The organism is Haloferax sp. Atlit-4N (assembly GCF_003383025.1).
In the GTDB taxonomy this organism is placed as follows: domain Archaea; phylum Halobacteriota; class Halobacteria; order Halobacteriales; family Haloferacaceae; genus Haloferax; species Haloferax gibbonsii.
In genome coordinates, this window is record NZ_PSYY01000133.1 from 1 (window position 1) to 434 (window position 434).

At 47.5% G+C, this 434-nt stretch carries 1 pseudogene; it reads right to left on the bottom strand.

Annotated features, from left to right (window positions below):
• Positions 1-231 (bottom strand): annotated as a pseudogene (locus C5C07_RS20920) (ISH3 family transposase); the annotation flags it as partial.
• Positions 232-434 lie beyond the last annotated feature (203 nt).

The following is a 434-nucleotide window of genomic DNA, read 5'->3' on the forward strand; positions in this document are numbered from 1 at the left end:
ATGGTAGAGAACCGAGTTTTCGTGAGGTGCATCTTCGCTTCTCTTGCAGAGTGTTGAGACCGAGGTCCCGTCGGCGCAGGCGCCGACGAGGACCTCGTAGATGTCTTCAGCATCGAGTTCAGCGTTTTCAGCGAGTGAGAGAGCAACTTCCTCGTCAAGAGAGTTGACGAGGAAGTTAAGGAGCTGGTCCTCGTGGATTTCATCGTCTGCTTGCTGTGGTTGCTTGGACACATCTTCAGCAAGCAGACGTCTCAACTAACAGGCTTTGTGATGTACTGAGTATAGTTTCGTACTGCTTGATGACCTCTTCTGTGATTGGGAACTCGCTGAAGTTATGTTCATAAGCACATTCCAATGTATACCTCCAAAAGCCGTAGTGGTCAGATGTGATTTGTACCTTCTGTATATTCGTTAAATTCTTTGGTAATTGGAAG